Raw genomic sequence first — 20,311 nt, 5'->3', positions numbered from 1 at the left:
AAAATTACTGAATTAATACTAGCTTGTTTAAGGAATAGCAATAAAAAAATCCGTTGGAAATAATTCCAACGGATTTTGTGTATTTAGCAATCAAAAGATAATTAAATATCTTCCTGATCTCTAAGGCCTTGTATGTATTGCGCTTTTTGAATTTGCGCTCTCTTTTTAACAGATGGCTTTGTAAAAGCTTGTCTGGAACGAAGCTGGCGCATAGTTCCGGTTCTATCAAACTTACGCTTAAAACGCTTTAGCGCTCTGTCGATATTTTCTCCGTCTTTAACTGGTATAATTAACATAGTGTCATCACCTCCTTTCTTTAGGACGGCAAAATTATAAATTATTAATGGATATCAAACAATGAATATTGTTTTTTTTCAATTTTGAGCTAAAAAAATTATTGTTTAAATAAAGTTGCCCGTTGTGTCAAATCCTGAATCAACTTTGCTTCTTCTTTACTTTCTAGTAATACGTTGTAGTTTTCCCAAAATGACTCATTATAAGGTCTGCTTGAAAATATATCTGCCGACCAATCATTTTGTTGCAATTCTTGCTTTAAAAGCTCTGGATCTTTAATTATTTCAGTAAAAAGTATTTCCTGAATGGTATAGTAATATTGTTCTCCCTTATCAAAACCTAGTGCTGCTTCGGTTTTAAATCTATCTGAAGACCTATCGCCAGTGTTTACCAATTTAGGAGTTTCATAATATATATAATTCGGATACATTTTATCATCATATTCCTTATAACCTACCACAAGCTTATGGATTACCTGCGTATCATAAAGGCTTTTGCTGCGTTTTTTCTGAACATCAGACGAAGCTATAAGTTCGTATTCTACTTTTTTAACCGCGTAATTGTCATAATAAATATAAATCCATCCTTTTGCTTCAAAGCCTTCATTATAAATATTTGGAGTGTTTAAGCCAACAAAATCACTTCCTTTTGAAATTTCAATTTTATATATTTTTCTACCGTTATCTACTAGAATCGTATCCAACTTAAATTGATGCTTTTCTAGCATATTATTCCCAAACAATGCACCTGTAACATTTGAGTTTCTAATCAGGTTAAGTTTTCCTTTAAAAAGATTTTCCAAACCATTAACACGTGTATCGTTCCATTTTATGGCTTCAATTAAAGTAGCGGTTTTTATAGAATTACGATTTAAATTTCCTGCTTTAGACCCTATACTTTTAAGATAAGCGGAATAGGTGAAAAGCGTATCAATGTTTCTTAAATCGTAACTTTTTCTGGTTTCGTCCACATTTATTTTTAATTCATTTTTTGCTGCGGAAGCATAACTAGAATCATACAACGTAATTGCACTTTCAATAAGCCATTTATACTCTTTTTTGTTTCGTTCTTTGTGGCGTAAAAACCCTTTTTGCAAATAGGAATGTTCTGGCAAATTTCTCGGTAATCGCTCAATTGCCTTTACTACAATTTCATTTCCTGTGGTTGGTCGTGGATCAGATACAATTACAACCTCATCCAGAGACGCAACATCTTCTTCTAAATAGATATCTGAATTATTTTCAAACCCATCTATAACAACCCTAAAACTTTTGTACCCAATAGATGAAATAACCAAAGTATCCTTTAAATGTTCTTGAGGCACTTTTAAAATAAAATTACCATCCGTATTTGTTATGGAGCCTATAGTTGTATTTTCTATATATACACTAGCGCTTTCAATGGGTTCGTACGTTAAAAAATCGGCAACTTTACCTCTTAACTCTGTTTGAGCAAACGCGGTTGCGCCGACTAAAAAAATAAGTAACGCAAGAAAATGTTTCATATTAGGATAGTTCATTTTCGGAAAATAGATTTAAAAATTCAACAGTGCGTTTTTAGGTAGCTGGCTTATACTCTATCCCTTCAATTATCATCTTAGAAATAATTTCTCTCAAAATTTCTGAAGTGCCACCACCAATTGGCCCCAATCTGCTGTCGCGAAGTAAACGTGCCAATGGGTAATCTTCCATGTACCCGTAACCACCTAAAAATTGAAGACATTCGGTCATCACCTCATCAGCTACTTTTGTAGAAATAAGCTTGCTCATTGTTGCTTCTTTCACAACATATTCGCCATCATTAAGACGTTTTGCAGTAACATAATTGAATGTTTTACTAACTTCAATTTCACTGGCAAGTTGTGCCACACGGTGACGCAATGCTTGAAACTTAGAAATACTTTTTCCAAACGCAAAACGATCTTTCATATATTGAATGGTATATTCTAACGCAAATTCGCTGCGCGCGTGCGCATTAATACCCATAATTAAACGCTCTAAAGCAAAATGCTGCATTATGTATGGAAACCCTGCATTCTCCTCACCCATTAAGTTTGTAAGCGGAATTTCTACATTATCAAAAGCTATCTCACCCGTATCGCTAGCGCGCCACCCTAATTTATCGAGTTTTGTCGATGTAATACCTTTTGTGTCTCTATCAACAACAAAAATACTGATACCCTTATTGCCTAATTCGGGAGCTGTTTTGGCAGCAACGATTAAATAATCGCTATAAATTCCGTTAGTAATAAACGTTTTTGAACCGTTTAAGATATAGCTATTCCCTTTTTTCTCTGCAGTTGTGCGCATTCCTGAAACATCACTTCCCCCAAAAGGTTCGGTAATACAAAGACACCCAATTTTTTCACCAGTTATACTTGGAGCTAGGTATTTTTCTTTTTGTTCGTGATTCGCTTCTTTTTTAAGATGGGTCATCGCCAAATAAGCATGTGCCCACATGGCAGCAGCAAAGCCACCGCTGTTTACTTTTTGAAGTTCTTCTAAAAATATAACCGTATAAAAAAGATCTAAATTTAACCCTCCATATTCTTCGGGTTGATAGATCCCGAAGTACCCCATTTCACCAAATTTCTCCCAGATGAAACGTTCTATTTGCCCTGTTTTTTCCCACTTATCAATGTGTGGAACAACTTCTTTTTGAAGGAAATCCTGAAAGCTTTTTCTAAAAAACGCGTGTTCTTCTGTAAAGTATAATTTATCCATATTTTTATAAAACAATTATTTATAAGTCTTTAGGTAACTTTTTTAATTCAATCAATGGACAAATATAACTGAATTAGCTGTAACTTTCTTTCCGTCATTCCTTCAATTTTTTCTAGTTCTTGAAAGCTTGTTACTTTTTTGCGAAGTCTTTGGTATTCCCAGATTTTTTTCGCCAATTCAAAATTAATTCCTGGAATGGTTGAAATATCAGAAGCAGAAGCTTTGCTGAAATTCATTTTCACTATTTCCTTTGGTGTTTTTACAGTAAAAAGGGTTAATGTTCGTTGCACAAGCTCCGCATTTAATCCATACACTTCATAAAGTTGAAGGTCGGTTGAAAAGCCATTAATTTTTTCACGATACGAAATAATTCGTTTGCTTAACGCTTCACCAATACCGCTAACTTGTTGCAACTGCGCTTCGGTTGCTATATTAAGATCCGTTTTTTGAGCATACGTTTTTTCAGAAAAACCTTTTTCACTTTTATAATCTTTGAAATCACGCTTCGGCTTTGGATTGGCAACCCAATCTGGAAATTTAAAGAATGGACTTAGCGCAGCTAATAACGAATCTGAAACACCAGTTACTTTTTTAAAGTCTGCAGCAGAATTTATCCATTTATTTTCTTTGCGATATTGAAGTAAACGGTCAATTTCTTCGTTAGCCATCCCTAAAGTGTAGCCTTTATAATCTGTTATAAAATTAGGGTTAAAGGGATATATTTTCGGTTTCCGGCTTTCAATTTCAATAAGCTGAAGGGAATCTATTTCTTTTTGAATAGCAACAATTTCAGCAGAAGAAATATTGAATGTATCTTCTTCTGAAAAATCTACAAACCAATAAATACATAGAAGTGAAATGATGAGAAGCAACAAAAGCAAAATCCCACTTCGTTGTTGCTTATTGAACGTGAAGTGGGATTTTAATTCCATAATTTATTTTTTACATATGCTTCTGCATATCTTCTAAGCCTTCATCAAGCGCATCGTGTTTCTTTTTAATGGCGCCCATATACCGTTTTAATTCTTTTCTTACCACTGGCGTTAATATAATAACCCCTATAATGTTTGGCACAACCATAGCAAAAATCATTGCATCAGAGAAGTTGATAACTGAGCCAAGGCTTATAACAGAACCAACCCAAATAAAGATACAAAATAATAACTTATAAATCAGCTCGGTAACCTTTCCTCTTCCAAAAAGATACACCCAACCTTGCATCCCATAATACGACCACGAAATCATAGTAGAAAAAGCAAAAAGAATAACAGCAATTGTTAATACGATTGAGAAATGGGGTATTACACTATCAAAAGCAGTAGCAGTAAGTTCCACACCTTCTTTTACCTCTACTCCGTATTGAATGATATTATTGTCAAAATTCGTGATTACAATTACAAGCGCGGTCATTGTACATATAACTACAGTATCAATAAATGGCTCTAAAAGAGCCACAATCCCTTCAGAAGCTGGATATTTTGTACGTACCGCAGAGTGTGCAATTGCCGCTGAACCAACACCGGCTTCGTTAGAGAATGCTCCTCTACGAATCCCTTGTATAAGCACACCAACTAAACCACCAGCAATACCAAGGCCAGAAAAAGCACCTTCAAATATTAATGCAAAAGCATCACCGATATGCATATAGTTTGCTGCCAAAATAATTACCGCACCTAACACATATATCCCTGCCATAAAAGGCACAATCTTTTCGGTTACTTTCGCAATACGCTTAATTCCTCCAATAATTACTACAGCAACAATAAGCGCCATAACAATACCAAACCACATTGCTCCGCTGGTACCTTGTAGTTCAAAAAGTTGTACGAATTGTGCAGCTGCTTGGTTGGCTTGAAACATATTTCCACCACCAAAAGAACCTCCAATAACGAATATTGCAAAAAGAACGGCTAGCACTTTTCCAAGCCCGCCCATCTTTTTTTCTTTCAAACCTTTTTTAAGATAATACATCGGCCCCCCGTAAACGGTACCATCGGGACCAACATCTCTATACTTTACACCTAAGGTACATTCCGCAAATTTGGACGCCATTCCTAATAAACCTGCTACTATCATCCAGAAAGTAGCTCCTGGCCCTCCAATAGAAAGTGCTACTGCAACACCTGCTATATTACCTAAACCTACCGTTGCAGATAATGCTGCTGTTAACGCTTGAAAGTGAGAAACCTCCCCCTCGGCACTATCATCGCGGATTGTTTCAATAAGATTTTCTTGTTCGTTTGCTGTTACATCACCGTACAAGGTATCGGCTCCGTGTTTTTCTATATCTTCATACTTACCTCTTACAACACGAATTGCAGTACCAAAGCCAGTAAAGTTTATCAACTTAAAATAAATTGTAAAATAAACAGCACCACCTATCAAGACAATAAGTACCCATGGAATTTGAAATGTTTCAGAAAAAGGTATTTCATAAAATATACCATCTACAAACCAACCTGTATACTTTTTAAAGAGTGTATCTATTTGTTCTGAAGTTGTTGTTTCCTGAGCAAATGTCAAAAATGGTAGTAATAATGTAATTAGCGAAAGAAGATATTTCTTCATGGTGGAGATTTAAAATGAAACGTTTTTTTATTAAAACGAAGCAAGATGCTTAAAAAAAATTACAATTTCAAAGAATTGAGCAGAAATTTGTTAACGAACTCTTAAACCTTGTGCTTAATTCTAAAACGCTTTATCTGGTTGTAACAAGCTAAATATTCATATTTGAATTTAAAAAAACTTATAAATCAAAAACCGAAGTCCGCTTAGTATTTACAAGATCTTTAAGTTTGAGCAAAAAAGCAAGTGTAAGATAAATTGCAAACCCAGCCCCTAAAGTAGCGAAAGAAACGTAAATAAAAAACAGGCGAACACTCTTAGCCCGCATCCCTAGCCTATCTGCAAAGCGAGATGAGACATAAAAACCTCTTTTTTCAAGATAATGACGTAAAGAATAAATGGTCTGTAACATTGCTGCAAAATACTATTTTTCATTCAAATTAAAAAAATCTACCTAGGCAATACTAGACTATTGTATTATAGCTTTTAATTTGTTTTTACATCAGAAACTAGTATCGAACTCCCTACCGCACATTGCAGACATAAATTTTTATCACAATATTCATTTTTTAGCTGCAGTAAGGCTTGACTCTCGCATCCGTTATTTGAAACTTTTTTAAGTGAATTAAATTTATTTACAATTGTATTTTCTTCTGAAGAAACAGCTGAAGCTAGCTGTAAAATTTCTTCTGTAATGTCGCGACCTTGTTGCACCGCAAAGCAAAACTTAAGTGGAATAATTGTATTTACCACCAAAAGATCTACAAATTTATTGGTCATCCGTTTTTTTCGTTTTAGTGAGGAAATTCCAAAATTGTAGTGTTCTTCCCAATATTCACTTCCATATAAATTAAAAATTTCATAAATATCTGGAAGGGTTTGGGCAGCTATAAGTTTCGAAAACAAATTGTCACGCTTATAGTAAAGCATTGCAAATTGCGCAAGACGAACTGTAGGAAAATTAGGTGGTCGAAGCCGAAAAAATTTTGGTGCAATTACAGTTTCATTATCCAATTTAAACTTATGCTTCAAAAACTGATAGTTGTTTTTTAATGTTTTAAAATACCAATCTTCCTTATCTCCTTCTAAAAAACCTGCTTGCCCCATTAAAAGCGCTTCAATATCTTGACGTTCTTGACAGCATTTTTTTACCACTGAAAAGGATACAGATTTTGCAATGCTATAAAATGATTCTCCATTTACATATAGCCCAAAATTTTTGCAAAGCATTCTAAAAAGCAAACTTTCCCAATGATTTTGAGATTCTTCTAATTCTTTTAGAATTAATTTTTCTTTCTTTTGAAGTCTTTCAAAATATAAGCGCTCCAACCAATTATCAATGACAAATTGATCGACTCCAGCAAAATCATTTTCGCAATTAATCCACTTTTTTTCTTTTGAAAATAGCTTTTGGTACCTTTCTAAGGTATTTTCTGGAATGAGATTTTTTAAAACTAAAGTTGGGATAACAGTACCATCTTTTCTATAAATTTCGGTGTCGTGTTTCCAAACCACATGTAGAATAACATTATCGTACGCAGCATCTTTCTCATGACCGTGCGCATACCAATCGGAAGATTTTATATGAATTTCAACGTTTCCAGCCCATAACTGATCTGCCAATTCTATTTGAGAATTAAAAAAATCTGGTCCAGCGCTAAAATTATGGCTCCCTTGTTTCTTTACGTATAGTTTTTCATTATTCGAAGTTTGAAATTCACGTCCCTCGAATTTCTGAAGTTTCCACACGTAGTGCAGAAAATCTTCTTTCATTTTATAACTATTTTACGGGGAGCTTTATAGAAGGTAAGGTAGGTAGAATTATTCAGATTTTGCTGTTTCCTCCCCCTCTTTTTCTTGATTATCAGCCTGTTTGCTTACTTTCTCTGAAATAGTATCTACAAAAAGAACCCGATTCCACTTGTGCAATCGACGGTATAAAAGGACATACCTAAAAACCCCAACAGTTAAAAAAACAATACAGACTACCAGCGCAACATACCCAAGCCAATGAATGTTTCTAAAATCTTTGAGCTGAAGTATTGCGATTCCACCCAAAAGTAGGTAAAGTGACGAACGAATATAGGAAAGTAAGGTGCGTTCATTAGCCAGTTTAGTCCGCTCCAAAGCTAATATTTCATTGGTATTTGCCGGCACTGGCTTAGTGCGTAAAAATTTGAACAGCTTTTTTGTATTTTCTTTCATTTCAGCTTAAAATTAATAAAAATCCCGCTCCATTTATAATGAAGCGGGGTTTTATTTTACTATTCAAAAAGTAAACTACAATGCGCTAATGATATCGTGCTTTGTAATTATACTAAAATTACCAGCTCCTAAATCTACTAAAACGGCATTGTTTTCTTTGTGAATTAGTTTTGAAATTTCTTCAATTGGTGTGCTTTCCTTAACGATAGGAAAAGGTTTATGCATCACTTCTTTTATAGGAAGATCTGCCACATTTTTGTTTTCCAAATATTTTCGAAGCAAATCAGTTTCGTCTAAAGCACCAACAAACCCAGTAGTATCCGTTACAGGAATCTGAGAAATATTGTATTTTTTCATACGCTCAATAGCATGACCAACAAGCTCTTCGGTTTTTACAGTAATCAATGGGCTGTCTTGATGTTCTTTTATTAAATCGGAAGCAATTTTAGCTTCGTCTTCTACAAAACCACGTTCCCGCATCCATTCGTCATTATACATTTTACCTACATAACGACTTCCATGATCGTGAAAAAGCACAACTACAACATCGTCTTTGGTGAAATTATCTTTCAACTGAAGCAATCCTTTAATTGCAGCACCTGCAGAATTCCCTAAAAAGAAACCTTCCATTTTTGCAAGTTTCTGCGTGTAGATTGCAGCGTCTTTGTCAGTCACTTTTGTAAAGCCATCAATAACACTAAAATCTACATTCTTCGGTAGTATATCTTCGCCTATTCCTTCTGTAATGTATGGGTAGATTTCGTTTTCATCAAAAATTCCCGTTTCGTGATATTTCTTGAAAACACTTCCGTAAGTATCAATTCCCCAAATTTTAATATTTGGATTTTGTTCTTTTAAATATTTTCCCACACCGCTAATGGTTCCTCCAGTACCAACGCCAACCACAAAATGTGTTACTTTGCCATCAGTCTGTTTCCAAATTTCTGGTCCTGTACTTTCATAATGCGCTTTTGCATTGCTGGGGTTGTCATATTGGTTTACATACCAGCTATTCGGCGTTTCTTCGGAAAGGCGTTTTGAAGTGGAATAATAACTACGTGGATCTTCGGGTGAAACGTTTGTTGGACAAACCACTACTTTGCTTCCCACGGCTTTTAGAATATCGATTTTTTCCTTGCTTTGCTTGTCGCTAATTACACAAATCATTTTATAGCCCTTCACGATTGCAGCAAGTGCAAGGCCCATTCCAGTATTGCCAGAAGTTCCTTCTATAATTGTGCCGCCTGGTTTTAGGCTTCCATTAGCTTCAGCATCTTCAATCATTTTTACTGCCATACGGTCTTTTACAGAATTACCTGGATTAAAAGTTTCGTATTTGGCGAGCACCAAAGCGGGAATATCCCCAATTATTTTATTAATTTTTACCATGGGCGTGTTGCCGATAGTGCCTAATATATTTTCTGCGTATTCCATACCTATTTTTAGAAGCGCAAAGGTACAAAAGCCAATGGGTTTGTCAATGGTTAGTCAAACCTTATTGCTTTCACTGGAGAAATTTTAGAAATAATAAATGAAGGAATTAAAAGCATGATAAGACACAGCAAAAATGTTCCTGCATTTAAAATTAAAATATAGTCTAAGCTCAAATAAACAGGGGCTTCATTTACGTAATATGTATCTGGATTTAACGGAAAAAATTTCCCGTATTTCTGAATTAACAACAACCCAATTCCTATTAAATTTCCCCAGAAAAGCCCTACCCCAATTAAATACATCGCATTGTATAAAAATACTTTGCGCACGCTCCAATCGCTGCTTCCCAAAGCTTTTAAGATGCCAATCATTTGGGTACGTTCTAAAATAAGTACCAAAAGTGCTGTAATCATATTGATGCCAGCAACCAAAATCATGATACCAATTATCATAATAATATTGAAGTCGAATAGATCGAGCCACTCAAAAATAGAAGCGTATTTTGTTCGTATGGTTTGGGTATCTAGTGTGCTACCCGTTTCATTATACACCGCATTTCCTATTGGGATTATATCATCAAAATCAGTTACAAATACTTCAAAAGCACCAATTTGGTCATCTTCCCACTTGTTCAATCGCTGAATGTGACGAATGTCTGTAATAATAAATTGCTCATCAAACTGTTGAAAACCACTATTGTAAATTCCCACAATAGTAAACCCTCTACTTCGCGGTGTTTTGGAAACTTCATCATTTAAATAAAAGGTAGTTACTTTATCACCAACTTTAAAGTGTAACCGATTTGCAAGGTATTCTGAAATTAAAATATCTTGATTCAAATCGCCCATAAAATCTGGGAGTTTTCCAGCAACTAAATAATCCTTGAAATATTCCCAGTTATAATCTGCGCCAACTCCTTTTACCACAACGCCTTCAAAATCGGTTTCAGTACGGATTATACCTCCTTTTGAAGCAGAAACTTGCAGGTGTTTTATACCCTCAATGTTTTTGAATGAAGGATAAAATTCTTGATTTTTTGAAATCGGGTTTTGTGAATCGTTGGAAAAATTAGTGTCAAAATTGGTGATAATGATATCGCCATTGAAAGCAGAAACTTTTTCCCGAATTTTATTTTGAAGTCCAACGCCAGCAGCAATGGAAATCAACATCATAACAATTCCAATTGCAATTGCTGTAATTGCAATTTTTATTATCGGTGCCGAAATACTACTTTTATAGTCCTTGGAAGCAATGATGCGCCGGGCGATGAAAAATTCGAAATTCACGTGAGTTTTATGGGCTTTACTTTTTTCAAAAATACAGTTTTATTGGTTGTTTTAACCATTTTTTCCTGCGGAAGTTCTACAGAAAAAAAAGAACAAAGTGAAGTGAGAAAAGAGAAGCAAGAAGCAAGCGTCAAGACTCGAGACGCGCAAATCATCGTAGCAGCGGAGCAATTTCACCTTTATTCTGAAATGTTAAAAGGTAAAAATGTTGGTGTCGTTGCCAATCAGACTTCTATTGTAAAGGAAAAAACCAATCCAACAGAAATTAACGGAAATGTGAGTTACCTCATTTTGAACACACATTTAGTCGATTTTTTAATTTCTAAAAATATTTCCGTTACAAAAGTTTTCGCGCCAGAACACGGTTTTCGTGGCACTGCAGATGCTGGCGAACACGTAAAAGATGGTGTTGATGCAAAAACGGGCGTGCCTTTAATTTCACTTTATGGAAGCAATAAAAAACCTTCCCATGAACAATTAAAAGGAATTGATGTTGTTGTTTTTGATATTCAGGATGTTGGCGCACGGTTTTACACTTATATTTCTACACTTCACTATGTAATGGAAGCCTGTGCCGAAGCAGGAATTCCTGTAATTGTTTTGGACAGACCAAATCCGAATGGACATTATATTGACGGCCCCATTATGGAGTCTGAAAACCAAAGTTTCGTAGGAATGCATCCAATTCCTGTGGTTCATGGCATGACGATTGGCGAATATGCAACAATGATAAATGGCGAAGCTTGGTTAAAAAACAAAGTGAAATGCAAGCTAACGGTGATTGAAATGCAAAATTACACCCATAAAACTCCATACGCATTACCCATAAAACCATCGCCTAATTTACCGAACGATAAGGCTATAAACCTCTATCCAAGCCTTTGTTTTTTTGAAGGAACCTTTATAAACGCCGGTCGTGGTACCGATATGCAATTTCAGATTTTTGGCGCGCCCAATTTGCCAGCTTCAAAATATCCTTTTCAATATACTCCAGAATCTAACGAAGGTTCTAAAAGTCCAAAATTTAAAGGACACCTTTGCCAAGGAAAAGACCTTCGAAACGAGCCGAGATTGAACAAGTTAAATTTAGAATGGCTAATTGATGCGTACAATGCAAACGGAAAAAAGAAAGATTTTTTCAATTCATTTTTTGTGAAACTTGCTGGAACAGAAAAATTGCAACAACAAATTGAGCAAGGTGTATCGGCAGAAGAAATTCGAGATTCCTGGAAAGAAGGGCTTTCAGAATTCCAGAAAACTAGGGAGAAATACTTACTTTATCCTTAAAAAAAGTGGTAGTATGCAGTTCTTAATTGCCCACCGCAACTGCTAACTGCTACTTATTCAAAAGTCGTTTCATTTCTTCTACTATATTGAAAGCCGCTGGACAAATGGCAACATTCTTTAGTGTAAGATTTGAAATCTGTTGAAATTTTTTACGATCGGTATGCGGAAATTCGCGGCAGGCTTTCGGACGAACTTCATAAATACTACACAGATTGTCTGCTCCCAAAAAGGTACATGGAACACTTTGCAAAACATAATCTTTATCTTCATCGATGCGCAGATAGTTTTCAATAAACTGCTGCGGTTTCATCCGAAAATGTTTGGCAATACGCTCCACATCTTTATCGGTAAAAAGTGGTCCCGTGGTTTTACAGCAATTAGCGCATGTTAAACAATCCGTTTTTGTAAACTCTTCGTCATGCAAATCTTGCATTAAAATGTCCAAATGTTTGGGCGGACGTTTCTTTAGCTTCGCAAAAAACTTTTTATTCTCGTTTTCAGCTTCTTTTGCTTGCTGTGGAAGTTGTTTTAGAATTTCTTCCATTATTCTTTTTCATAGACTTTTTCACCATTAATGAACGTTGCAATTACTTTTGTATTGGGAATTTCACTTTCATCAACTTTCATAATGTCTTTATCCAGAATGGTGAAATCTGCAAACTTTCCTACTTCAATGCTTCCTTTTTCATTTTCTTCAAAATTGGCATACGCAGCCCAAATAGTCATTCCGCGTAATGCTTCTTCACGTGTTAAAGCACCCGCCATCTGAAAACCATTCTCAGGATAATTTTTTAAATCTTTTCGAGCAACAGCAGCGTAAAAGGTGTACATTGGGTTTACATTTTCTACTGGAAAATCTGTTCCCAAAGCAATCTTTCCTGATTTTTCCAGAAGAGTTTTATACGCATAAGCACCTTTCATTCGCTCTGCGCCCACTCTATCTTCCGCCCAATACATATCGCTGGTAGCATGTGTGGGCTGAACGGAAGGCAAAATATTATCAGAAAAATAATCGAAATCTGCTTCTGAAATAATCTGTGCATGCTCTACACGCCAACGTCTATCATTTTTTCCTTCCAACACATTTTTATAGGTTCGTAAAACCGAAATATTTGCAGAATCGCCAATAGCATGTGTATTCATTTGAAACTCTGAATCGGCAATCTTTTCAGCCAACCTATTTAAATCATCGGCAGGTGTAATCATCGCTCCAAAATGCTCCGGCATATCGCTATATGGGCTTCGCATGGCAGCACCACGTGACCCTAAAGCCCCATCGCCATAAATTTTAAAGGAGCGCACATTCAACCGATCGGTTTTATAAATACCATTATTTAGATAGTAAGCTATATTTTCAGGCGTATTGCTTACCATGGCATACATGCGTAATTTGAATTTTTCTTGCTTTTGAAGTGTATCAATCAACTCAATAATATTTCGATTAAGCCCTGCATCATCAACGGTTGTTAATCCATATTGAAAACATATTTTTTCGGCTTCTAAAAGTGCTTCGGTTGAAAAAGCCTCCGTAATTTCAGGAAAAGTTTTATCGATAAGATCCATCGGGCTATCAATCAGAATACCTGTAGGTTCACCATTGTCTATAACCACTTCCCCGCCAGGAATTTTTGTTTTTGAAGTAATTCCAGCAAGTTCTAAAGCTTTCGAATTTACCAAATACGCATGCCCATCTACACGCTGCAAGGCAACGGGTGTATCAGGAAAAAGTGAATCCAATTCTTTTTTTGTTGGAAAATTTTTATCCTCCCAATCATTTTGATCCCAGCCTCTACCTATTATATATGAAGTGTTTTTTACCTCTTGGAAAGCTAAAACACGCCCTAAAACTTCTTCAAAACTTGTAGTCCCTGTTAAATCAACATTTTGAAGTCCAAGACCCAGACCGTACAAATGCGCATGGGCATCTATAAGTCCAGGAACAACGGTATTCCCTTTTGCATCATAGGTTTCAGTGATTTTATATTTTAACTCAAGTTCAGGTTTTAAACCTATTTCTAGGATTTTTCCGTCTTTAACTACAACGGCATTTGCTGTGCTAAAATCTTTATCTACCGTGTAAATTGTAGCATTTTTTATTAGTAAATCTGCGGGTAGTTTATCTGGAGCACACGAAAAAATAGTGAACGCTAAAAAAAGAAATAGTAGTTTTTTCATCATTGGTTTATTAAAGTGTAAAAATAGAAAACATCCGCTAAAGACGGATGTTTTAGAAAATTATAATTTTTAGCAGTTACCAATCAAACTTATAAGTAGCTCCAGCCAAGCCTTGAATTCCTTGAACTGGATAGTTTATCCATTTTTCATAGTTATCACTAAGAAGATTACTTCCTTTTACAAATACAGAAAGCCTATCTGTAAATCTATACCCCAAATTAATATTGGCATCTAGGTAGCCATCTAAGGTTATTTCTTGACCTGTTGAAGGTATAATTAGGCTTTCATTAGCAACAAGATCCTTACGTTCACCCACATAAAACAAGGAAGCGCCTCCAAATAACTGTTCCGTAATATTGAAATTTGAAAATACAGAAGCTTTTAAATTAGGTAGGTTCCAAGCTTCACTTTGAAAATCGGTGCTATAATTATAATAATTGGCATTGATTCCCAAAGAAAATCTATCGGAAACCGCAACATTTAATTCCCCAAAAAAAGCAAGTGTATTTATAGCATCGTAAACAACATTAAAAGAGTTTCCATATTCATAACCTTCAAAATCTGGGGTTATGGTTTTAATAGGATTGACTTGAAAAAGTGCGTGATTCTCGTCTTTTCCATAGGAAGCTCTAACATTATAACCTACAGAGTTGGATAGTTTTCCTTTAATACCACCAAAACCTTCGTACACCTTTTTAGTTGGAGCAATATAAAGTGTAGGTGAAATAAATGGGTTTTCTTCTTTCAAATTATAATACGTATTTTGACTTAAACCACCTTCTGCCCCACCATAAACAATCACCGTTTCATCCAACAATCTATATGAAATATTTAACCTTGGGTATAATGAAAAATCGGTTTCACTATTCTCAGAATCTAAGCTTACGTATGCCGCAACACCTAAAGAAACCGAAAGATCTTCATTCACAAAAGCAAGGGAAGGAGCAAGCCCCGCATTTAAAAAACTGTATTCAATGCGAGTAGTATTTGCATAATTTCTATCAAAACTTCCACTTAAGTAATCAATATCTCCCACAACGTGCAGCGTTAAATTTTCTAAGGGAAAAGAAAACTCTGGTTTTAGCGTGGCGTTAATTTCTGAAGAAGCAAAAGCATCTCCTAAATAACGAATGTGTAGCATTGCTTTTTCAAAAAACGAGTCTTCTAAAGCGATACTTCCACCAGCATAGCCACTTAAATAACTTTGTTGTGGGGCAATGCTCGTAATGGTTTCGGGGGTGAAAGTAGTATATTCCTCTGGCAATCCATACCAATTATAAAGCTGGTGCTCCACGCCTGCATCAAGCCTATATGTTGCATCTTTTTGTCTGCTTGTATAATTGGCATCAAGGCGGGTATCGTAATATTTATTGTCCAATTTCACGTCTTTTATATCGCCTTGAGATGAATTATGGCGAAAGAAAAAACCGGCATTATCGGTACGACTTATTTCAAGATTACTATAAAGTTCCCCCAGAATTGACGTGTAATTCCCAAAGCCTAAAGTTGCATAATTATCATACAATTTAACCGGTTTTGCTTTTTCTACTGTTGTAGCTTTCCCTTTTGCAGGTGTAAAAGTTGAAGCCACAGGAACAGAAAAAATACTGTATTTTACTTCCTTTTTTATGGTAGAAACAGAATCGTTTAATGTTGCAGTTTCCTTTACTTTAAAAGCATCCGAAATTGCCGGAGTATATGGTTTTACAATATTTACAACCTCAGGATCAAGTTCTTTTTCTTGTGAAAACATTGAAAGACTGAACCCTAAACTTGCTATAAATGAAAATAATACAATGCGCTTTTTTGACATGTTTATAAATATATCGTTTAAAATTATTTCTTAGTTTCCGTTAGTTTCAACGGATGAATTGGTTTTTGCTTCTGCATTTTTGATTAGGGCAAGCTCCCCTTTTGCTTCTTCAACCACATCTGGGAAATCTGTGAAATTGTTGATTACACTTTCCAAAATATAGCTTGCTTGATACGCATCTTTCAAGGCATAAAAATTTTTTGCCATCAACACCAAACCTTTTGCCCCATAGCGTTTGTAGCCAGAATAATCTTTCGCCAATCGCTGCACAGAAATATTTGAAGCTTCAAAATTACTGTCCTTGTTTTTGAAATAAGCATCGTAATAGAGTGCTTCCGCAGCAAGTTGTCCTGTTGCTATTTTTCCAACCTCAGCATAAGCGATTTTGGCTTTTGCTTCGTTATTCGTTTTCATTGCAGCGCGTGCAATAATCACTTGCGCATCACTTTTAATTGAATTGTCAATTTTTGAATTTTGAAGTACTTTTTCAGCGTAATTTACTGCTTCGGCGTATTGTTTTAATTCATAGGAAGCCTTCATACTATTAGTCTGCGCAAAGATTATATTCTGAGGAAAATCTGCTTCAGCCTCCAAACGTATTAAATATATTAAGGCATTTTTATATTCTTTTTTACCCAAATACAATTCTGAAACGCGCGCCAAGGCTTGTTCCGTAAATTCACTACGCTCCCTATTTACCACAAATTCGAAATGTGGAATCGCTTCCTCCTTTTTCTCATCTGCAAAATATATTTGACCCAAATAAAAATGTGCGTTTAATGCATGTTGCCCATTCGGGAACTGCTTCAAATATCCTTGAAAACGCGTTTTAGCCTGCGACTGATTATTCTCTAAATACGGTTGTTCAGCAGCCAAATACGTTGCGTCATCAAGCTCCGTATCGCCTACTTGCACATAATCTAAGGTTTTCACCCAGCGTGCATATTCGTCTACATTTCCTTGATCTATATAAATAATTTTTGCAGATGAAACAGCTTGCAATGCTTCGGGAGTAGATGGAAAATCTTTCGCAACACGCTTAAAGATCGCCAAAGCTTCGTTACTTTTTCCTGTATTATCATAAATCAAAGCCTTTTTCAACAGTGCTTTTGAAACAAAACTACTGTTTGGAATATCGCGAATCATCTGGTCGTAGGCAGAAATTGCTTCCTCATTTTTATTTTGCGCCACATAGGCATTCCCTAATTCATATAAAGCATCATCGCGATAAACAGATTTTGGGTATTTTTTTACGAAAGCAATTAATTCTTCAATTTTCTTTTCGCTTCTAGCTACAAAACCGTAGCTAATTGCTTTTTGAAACTGCGCATAATCGTTCTCTCCATCCAATTCAATTGCAGCATTGTAGTTTTCCATTGCTGGCCAATACTGGCTGGTTACAAAATAACTATCGCCCAAACGCAAAAAAGCATCCCTTTTACGTGCTATTTCAGCAGTGGAAGTATTTGTGTAACTTTTGAAATTCGCTATTGCTTCAGGGTAATTTTTAAGTTTAAAGTAGGTATACGCCAAATTATACTTTAAATTCTTGTATTCTGAAGTGTTTTGCGAGCCAGGCAGTTTTTGAAATGCCTCATATCCAGTCAACGCTTTTTCAAAATTTGAAAGTTGGTAATCACTTTCTGCTTTCCAATAAGTAGCACGCGCAGTGAAATTTGAATCCTGAGGTTCTTTCACACTTTTTTCAAAATATGTAATTGCTTCCTTATAATTTGATTCATTATAAAGCTCTATTCCCCTGTAAAAAGCAACTTTTTGAAACGCAGTTTTATCTGTAAAATTTTTGTTGTTCTCCAATAAATGCAATGCTTCTTTATAATTTTTTGAAGTAATATAACTGTCTATTAGCAGTTTTTTAAGTTCATCGTTATTCGCATTATTTGGATATTTTTCTATAAAAGAAAGCAAAACTTGTGGGGTGCTTTTATAGCTATTGCCAATTTCATAACTCAATTTGGCGTAATTTAAATAAGCGTCTTCTTGAATTTCGGTGCTAAAATCCATTTCTGAAGCATTTTTAAACGCATTCAATGCTTCTTGTTTTTTAGCTAGTTTTAAATAGCTTTCCGCCAAATGATAATAAGCATTTTGGGCAACTGCATTTTTTCCATCTACAATTTTATTAAACTCCCCAACCGCTTTTTCATATGCGTTCTGTTTGTAATATGCGTAGCCCAATTGGTAATAGTCTGTGTTATTCCACTTGCCGCGTGTGCCTTTATATTCTTTTAAATACGGGATTGCTTCTGAATAATTTTCTAGATTAAAATAGCTTTCACCAATAATTTTAGACAGCTGGCTTTTCTCTTCAGCATTACTTTTTCCCAACTGCTCCTTCCCCATATCAATTGCTTTTTGGAAATTTCCGAGTTTAAAATTCATATCTGCCTGGTAATAAGAAAGATCTTCCGAATACCGTTCCTCCCCCTTTACATCTTCAAAATTTTTGTTTGCTTCTTCATAATCATCTCCTTCATAGGCAATAAAACCTAAGTAATATTTTGCTTGTGAGCCATATTTCTGTGAAGTAGAAACTTTATTGAAATATGGTTTCGCTTCGTCATATCGCTTCGCTTTAAAATAAACATAGCCATTATTAAAGTTAAACCGCTCCTGCTCGTTTCGGCTTAAGCTATTCTCAGCAACTTTAGCATACCATTTTTGAGCGTAGGAATATTTTCCGTTTTCAAAATAATAATTCGCCACCTCGATGTAAGCAGAATTGCGTTTGATGCTCGTGGGGTATTTCTCCACAAATTTTTCCATTAGCTGATCGGCATTCTGCTGGTTTAACCGCACCGCCGCATTCGCAATATAATACGCACAATCGCTTTGCACTGTTATGTTAGTACTACTGCTTTCTATTTTATCAAAAAGACTTTGGGCCGCTAAATATTGTCCATTATTATAAAGCTCTAATGCTTGATTAAATGCAGCAAGATCGTTCGTGTAAATCGCCGTTTGCTGCGAAAATGAGGTATATGAAAGCGCTAGAAAAAGTGAAAAGACACAGAAATTCTTTATCATTATTTACAATTTTTAAGATGTAAAGATATTTAACTTTAAAGGTAGCTTTCTGCGATATTGTAAATTTTTAGGGTTTTATTAACGAATGGATTTTGAAGCAAATTTTCTTTAATTTATAACGGTAAAAAAAGGCAATACGTATATAACTCTACTTCAGAATTAAACACAAGATGATTACTCAAGAAAAATACTGTAATTTTAAAATTTCAAAAACCTTAAACACACTATTATGAAGAAGCTAATAATGCTTGTTGTATTTTTTACTTCTATTTCAGTACTTGCGCAACGTAATCCTTTTTCAAATCTTTCCGAAAAAAATGGTAAAATCGGTATTGGAACCACCACTCCCGATGAACTTTTAACCGTAAAAGGAAAAATACACACCCAAGAGGTATTGGTAGACTTGGAAGGCGCCATTGCACCCGACTATGTTTTTGAAACTTATTTTAGTGGTTTTTCAGAAATAATGCCAAATTATAAATTGATTTCTTTAGAAGAATTAGAAGTTTTTATAAAAGAAAATAACCATCTACCAAATGTTCCTTCTGCAGAAACCATGAAAGATGAGGGCATTTCCTTAAAAGAAATGAATTTAATACTGCTTCAAAAAATTGAGGAATTGACCCTTTATACACTTCAGCAGCAGAAAGAAATTGATGCTTTAAAAGAAAAAATTCTAGAAAATTAAATATGTTGACAGTATTGAGTTGCAGTTTGCAGTAATTCAAATTACTTTTGAAATCGAAATTGACAATCCTAAATCTAAAATCCACAATGGCCGATAACGTATTATTTTTAAAAGATGCATCTATTTTTCAAGGGGAAAACTTAGTGCTTTCAGATGTTTCTGTTTCCGTTGAAAAAGGTGAATTTGTGTATTTAATTGGAAAAACCGGTACCGGAAAAAGTAGTTTTATGAAAACTCTTTATGGCGATCTTCCGCTTCAAGAAGGTGAAGGAGATATTGTGGGGTATGATTTGGCGACATTGAAAGAAAAAGACATTCCTTTTTTAAGAAGAAAATTGGGCGTTGTTTTTCAAGATTTTAAATTATTAAACGACCGTACGGTGCGTGATAACTTATATTTTGTGCTTACAGCAACAGGCTGGAAAGACAAAATTGCTATGGAAAGCAAAATAAATGAAGTGTTGGATAAAGTATCTATGAAAACGAAAGCTTTTAAATATCCGTATCAACTTTCGGGTGGAGAGCAACAACGTGTAGCCATTGCTAGGGCTCTTTTAAATGACCCAGAACTAATTCTTGCCGACGAGCCAACAGGAAATCTTGACCCACAAACCAGTGTGGAAGTAATGGAGGTTTTACGTGAAATAAACAAAAACGGTAACACAATTTTAATGGCTACGCATGATTATGCGTTGTTATTAAAGTATCCTTCAAAAACGTTGAAGTGTGATGAAAATCAGATTTTTGAAGTAGTGCAAAAAACAGTTTAAAGAAAGTATTCAGTAAGAGCTGG

17 protein-coding genes are annotated in these 20,311 nt (G+C 35.2%); 3 read left to right on the top strand and 14 right to left on the bottom strand.

All coding sequences use genetic code 11. The features are described from left to right. Nucleotides 1-101: 101 nt before the first annotated feature. The 10 genes from rpsU to ABJ955_RS09375 all read right to left on the bottom strand — a co-directional run bounded on the left by rpsU (nt 102) and on the right by ABJ955_RS09375 (nt 10,507). Entirely contained in the window at nt 102-296 is a 195-nt protein-coding gene (gene rpsU / locus ABJ955_RS09420; RefSeq protein ID WP_068761365.1) for a 30S ribosomal protein S21, read from the bottom strand. A gap of 98 nt (nt 297-394) precedes the next feature. Next, nucleotides 395-1,798, bottom strand: coding sequence for a carboxypeptidase-like regulatory domain-containing protein (locus ABJ955_RS09415; protein WP_347374323.1), 1,404 nt, complete (start codon nt 1,796-1,798; stop codon nt 395-397). Between the two features lie 52 nt (nt 1,799-1,850). After that, a complete protein-coding gene (locus tag ABJ955_RS09410; protein WP_347374322.1) occupies nt 1,851-3,017 on the bottom strand; it encodes an acyl-CoA dehydrogenase family protein in 1,167 nt (388 codons plus the stop codon). A gap of 47 nt (nt 3,018-3,064) precedes the next feature. Then, nucleotides 3,065-3,949: a helix-hairpin-helix domain-containing protein gene (locus ABJ955_RS09405; protein ID WP_347374321.1), complete on the bottom strand. Its 885-nt coding sequence runs from the start codon at nt 3,947-3,949 to the stop codon at nt 3,065-3,067. Between the two features lie 10 nt (nt 3,950-3,959). Further along, nucleotides 3,960-5,585: an alanine/glycine:cation symporter family protein gene (locus tag ABJ955_RS09400; protein WP_347374320.1), complete on the bottom strand. Its 1,626-nt coding sequence runs from the start codon at nt 5,583-5,585 to the stop codon at nt 3,960-3,962. A gap of 178 nt (nt 5,586-5,763) precedes the next feature. Then, nucleotides 5,764-5,994, bottom strand: coding sequence for a PspC domain-containing protein (locus ABJ955_RS09395; RefSeq protein ID WP_347374319.1), 231 nt, complete (start codon nt 5,992-5,994; stop codon nt 5,764-5,766). A 74-nt stretch (nt 5,995-6,068) separates the two neighbouring features. Next, entirely contained in the window at nt 6,069-7,355 is a 1,287-nt protein-coding gene (locus ABJ955_RS09390) for a DUF2851 family protein (protein ID WP_347374318.1), read from the bottom strand. 48 nt (nt 7,356-7,403) lie between these two features. After that, nucleotides 7,404-7,787 (bottom strand): DUF202 domain-containing protein, encoded by a 384-nt coding sequence (locus tag ABJ955_RS09385; protein WP_347374317.1) that lies wholly within the window; start codon nt 7,785-7,787, stop codon nt 7,404-7,406. Nucleotides 7,788-7,862: 75 nt separating this feature from the next. After that, nucleotides 7,863-9,221 (bottom strand): pyridoxal-phosphate dependent enzyme, encoded by a 1,359-nt coding sequence (locus tag ABJ955_RS09380; protein ID WP_347374316.1) that lies wholly within the window; start codon nt 9,219-9,221, stop codon nt 7,863-7,865. Nucleotides 9,222-9,271: 50 nt separating this feature from the next. Then, nucleotides 9,272-10,507 carry an FtsX-like permease family protein gene (locus tag ABJ955_RS09375; protein ID WP_347374315.1) on the bottom strand — a complete coding sequence of 412 codons (1,236 nt, stop codon included), beginning with the start codon at nt 10,505-10,507 and terminating at the stop codon, nt 9,272-9,274. Nucleotides 10,508-10,516: 9 nt separating this feature from the next. On the opposite strand from ABJ955_RS09375, the gene ABJ955_RS09370 reads away from it, so the two are divergent. Next, the gene (locus ABJ955_RS09370) at nt 10,517-11,794 is read left to right on the top strand and encodes a DUF1343 domain-containing protein (protein ID WP_347374314.1); all 1,278 of its coding nucleotides are present in this window, start codon (nt 10,517-10,519) and stop codon (nt 11,792-11,794) included. A 49-nt stretch (nt 11,795-11,843) separates the two neighbouring features. Here ABJ955_RS09370 and ABJ955_RS09365 read toward each other — a convergent pair whose 3' ends face one another. The 4 genes from ABJ955_RS09365 to ABJ955_RS09350 all read right to left on the bottom strand — a co-directional run bounded on the left by ABJ955_RS09365 (nt 11,844) and on the right by ABJ955_RS09350 (nt 18,830). Further along, entirely contained in the window at nt 11,844-12,338 is a 495-nt protein-coding gene (locus ABJ955_RS09365) for a YkgJ family cysteine cluster protein (protein ID WP_347374313.1), read from the bottom strand. After that, entirely contained in the window at nt 12,338-13,969 is a 1,632-nt protein-coding gene (locus ABJ955_RS09360) for an amidohydrolase (RefSeq protein WP_347374386.1), read from the bottom strand. The genes ABJ955_RS09365 and ABJ955_RS09360 overlap by 1 nt, the downstream gene beginning before the upstream one ends. Nucleotides 13,970-14,045: 76 nt before the next feature. Beyond that, nucleotides 14,046-15,782: a TonB-dependent receptor gene (locus tag ABJ955_RS09355; protein ID WP_347374312.1), complete on the bottom strand. Its 1,737-nt coding sequence runs from the start codon at nt 15,780-15,782 to the stop codon at nt 14,046-14,048. 30 nt (nt 15,783-15,812) lie between these two features. After that, nucleotides 15,813-18,830 (bottom strand): tetratricopeptide repeat protein, encoded by a 3,018-nt coding sequence (locus ABJ955_RS09350; RefSeq protein ID WP_347374311.1) that lies wholly within the window; start codon nt 18,828-18,830, stop codon nt 15,813-15,815. A 229-nt stretch (nt 18,831-19,059) separates the two neighbouring features. Here ABJ955_RS09350 and ABJ955_RS09345 point away from each other — a divergent pair, with 229 nt between their 5' ends. Together ABJ955_RS09345 and ABJ955_RS09340 are read left to right on the top strand one after the other, a co-directional pair. Continuing rightward, nucleotides 19,060-19,518, top strand: coding sequence for a hypothetical protein (locus tag ABJ955_RS09345; RefSeq protein ID WP_347374310.1), 459 nt, complete (start codon nt 19,060-19,062; stop codon nt 19,516-19,518). Nucleotides 19,519-19,604: 86 nt separating this feature from the next. Further along, complete coding sequence (locus ABJ955_RS09340; protein WP_347374309.1) at nt 19,605-20,288, top strand: ATP-binding cassette domain-containing protein; 684 nt, start codon at nt 19,605-19,607, stop codon at nt 20,286-20,288. The last annotated feature ends 23 nt before the right edge of the window (nt 20,289-20,311 follow it).

The sequence above is a fragment of the Aequorivita sp. Q41 genome (genome assembly GCF_039831855.1).
Classification (GTDB): Bacteria; Bacteroidota; Bacteroidia; order Flavobacteriales; family Flavobacteriaceae; genus Aequorivita.
This window is presented reverse-complemented; position numbering and strand designations above follow the sequence as displayed.

What these genes read in the sequence shown, in the direction of transcription:
- rpsU (WP_068761365.1), bottom strand. Translation starts at nt 296, where the DNA reads ATGTTAATTATACCAGTTAAAGACGGAGAAAATATCGACAGAGCGCTA.
- ABJ955_RS09415 (WP_347374323.1), bottom strand. Translation starts at nt 1,798, where the DNA reads ATGAAACATTTTCTTGCGTTACTTATTTTTTTAGTCGGCGCAACCGCG.
- ABJ955_RS09410 (WP_347374322.1), bottom strand. Translation starts at nt 3,017, where the DNA reads ATGGATAAATTATACTTTACAGAAGAACACGCGTTTTTTAGAAAAAGC.
- ABJ955_RS09405 (WP_347374321.1), bottom strand. Translation starts at nt 3,949, where the DNA reads ATGGAATTAAAATCCCACTTCACGTTCAATAAGCAACAACGAAGTGGG.
- ABJ955_RS09400 (WP_347374320.1), bottom strand. Translation starts at nt 5,585, where the DNA reads ATGAAGAAATATCTTCTTTCGCTAATTACATTATTACTACCATTTTTG.
- ABJ955_RS09395 (WP_347374319.1), bottom strand. Translation starts at nt 5,994, where the DNA reads ATGTTACAGACCATTTATTCTTTACGTCATTATCTTGAAAAAAGAGGT.
- ABJ955_RS09390 (WP_347374318.1), bottom strand. Translation starts at nt 7,355, where the DNA reads ATGAAAGAAGATTTTCTGCACTACGTGTGGAAACTTCAGAAATTCGAG.
- ABJ955_RS09385 (WP_347374317.1), bottom strand. Translation starts at nt 7,787, where the DNA reads ATGAAAGAAAATACAAAAAAGCTGTTCAAATTTTTACGCACTAAGCCA.
- ABJ955_RS09380 (WP_347374316.1), bottom strand. Translation starts at nt 9,221, where the DNA reads ATGGAATACGCAGAAAATATATTAGGCACTATCGGCAACACGCCCATG.
- ABJ955_RS09370 (WP_347374314.1), top strand. Translation starts at nt 10,517, where the DNA reads ATGGGCTTTACTTTTTTCAAAAATACAGTTTTATTGGTTGTTTTAACC.
- ABJ955_RS09365 (WP_347374313.1), bottom strand. Translation starts at nt 12,338, where the DNA reads ATGGAAGAAATTCTAAAACAACTTCCACAGCAAGCAAAAGAAGCTGAA.
- ABJ955_RS09360 (WP_347374386.1), bottom strand. Translation starts at nt 13,969, where the DNA reads ATGAAAAAACTACTATTTCTTTTTTTAGCGTTCACTATTTTTTCGTGT.
- ABJ955_RS09355 (WP_347374312.1), bottom strand. Translation starts at nt 15,782, where the DNA reads ATGTCAAAAAAGCGCATTGTATTATTTTCATTTATAGCAAGTTTAGGG.
- ABJ955_RS09350 (WP_347374311.1), bottom strand. Translation starts at nt 18,830, where the DNA reads ATGATAAAGAATTTCTGTGTCTTTTCACTTTTTCTAGCGCTTTCATAT.
- ABJ955_RS09345 (WP_347374310.1), top strand. Translation starts at nt 19,060, where the DNA reads ATGAAGAAGCTAATAATGCTTGTTGTATTTTTTACTTCTATTTCAGTA.
- ABJ955_RS09340 (WP_347374309.1), top strand. Translation starts at nt 19,605, where the DNA reads ATGGCCGATAACGTATTATTTTTAAAAGATGCATCTATTTTTCAAGGG.